At 72.4% G+C, this 1,245-nt stretch carries 2 protein-coding genes; both read right to left on the bottom strand.

Translation table 11 applies throughout. The features are described from left to right. Positions 1-584 (bottom strand): DUF4191 domain-containing protein (locus tag AC5LSR_RS23060; RefSeq protein ID WP_493465774.1); only part of this gene is annotated, 584 nt, incomplete at its 3' end. Between the two features lie 192 nt (positions 585-776). Further along, positions 777-986: a hypothetical protein gene (locus AC5LSR_RS23055; protein WP_250287130.1), complete on the bottom strand. Its 210-nt coding sequence runs from the start codon at positions 984-986 to the stop codon at positions 777-779. Positions 987-1,245 lie beyond the last annotated feature (259 nt).

Raw genomic sequence — 1,245 nt, 5'->3', positions numbered from 1 at the left:
CCCTTGGGGATGGGCAGGGTCGGTGAGGTCACCGCCCGTAGCCGTCGCGCCAGGGGGTCGACCTCGCCGCGCCGCAGGGTGCGGGGCAGCCGCATCAGTGTCAGCCGCAGTTTCGGCAGGGGCACCTCGCCGGGGCCGCTGCCGATCACGATGTCGTGGATGGGCGTCTCGCCGACCACCTTGCGGACGCGGCGGACCTCGGTGCCGAGCAGGTCGCGCTGGCCGCGTCCCCGGCCCTCAGCGATGATCACTACGCCGGCGCGGCATACCACACGGTGCACGACGTCCTGGTTGCGGTTGACCGCCACGGCGGGGGTGAGCCGCCAGTCGCCGCGCATCCGTTCGATGATCCCGGCGGCGGCGCCGGGCTGGCCCTCCATCTCGGCGTAGGCGGTCTTCTGGACCCGGCGGCTGAAGACGTTCACGGCGCCGAGCAGCCCCAGCACGATCCCGACCGGCAGCCACGTCCACAGTGGGCCGACGAGGAGCCCGAGCAGCACGCCGACGATCCCCAGCGGGATCACCAGGCCGAGCAGTGACCACCACACCACGTGCGGGTCACGCTGCCGGGTGAGCCGGAACACCGTCCGTAGCTGTGTGAGGCGCCCCGCTCTGCCTGCCCCGCGCTCGGCCCCTTTCCCGCGTCCGCTTCCCGCAGTGGTTCCCGCCGCGGCGGGCGCCCTGCCGCCGGATCTGTTTGTGCGCGCCATGACCGCGAGCCTACGACCTGGATCGGGCACGGCTCGATCCGTGGTGCCCGGTGAGCCGGCCGGGGGTCAACGCTCGGTCGCGATGGCCACCCGTCCCGTGCCCTGCGGCCTGGTGCGCACGACCTTCCAGCCGGCCTCGCCGTGCCGGCCGGCACCCACCTGCAGGTCGGCGGCGGCGCGCCAGGCGTTGCGGCGCGCCGTCCGCTGGCCGCCGTGGGGGAGGAGGAGAAGAGTCACTTCTTCGACGGCGGTCAGTAGTGATTTCAGCAGGATCACGTAGATCTCCCAGGCCGGTCGGACGCGCTGTCGGTCATGATCTCGTTCTTGGTCTGCTCGCTGCGCAATGGTTACTGCCGGATGACACTAGTGCCACCGCGGCGGGCCTACCACCGCGTTTATTACTCTGCGTAGTTCGGGTGGCCAGGGGCGGGAATGTCCGTTCTGACGCCTCCCGTGTCCGGACGGGGCTGCTCGGACGCCCGCGGACGGGCGTGCGTGGTGCCGGTCGCGGTGCCGGTCGCGGTGCCGGTCGCGG

It is taken from the genome of Protofrankia sp. CiP1_Cm_nod4 (assembly GCF_982290645.1).
This window is presented reverse-complemented; position numbering and strand designations above follow the sequence as displayed.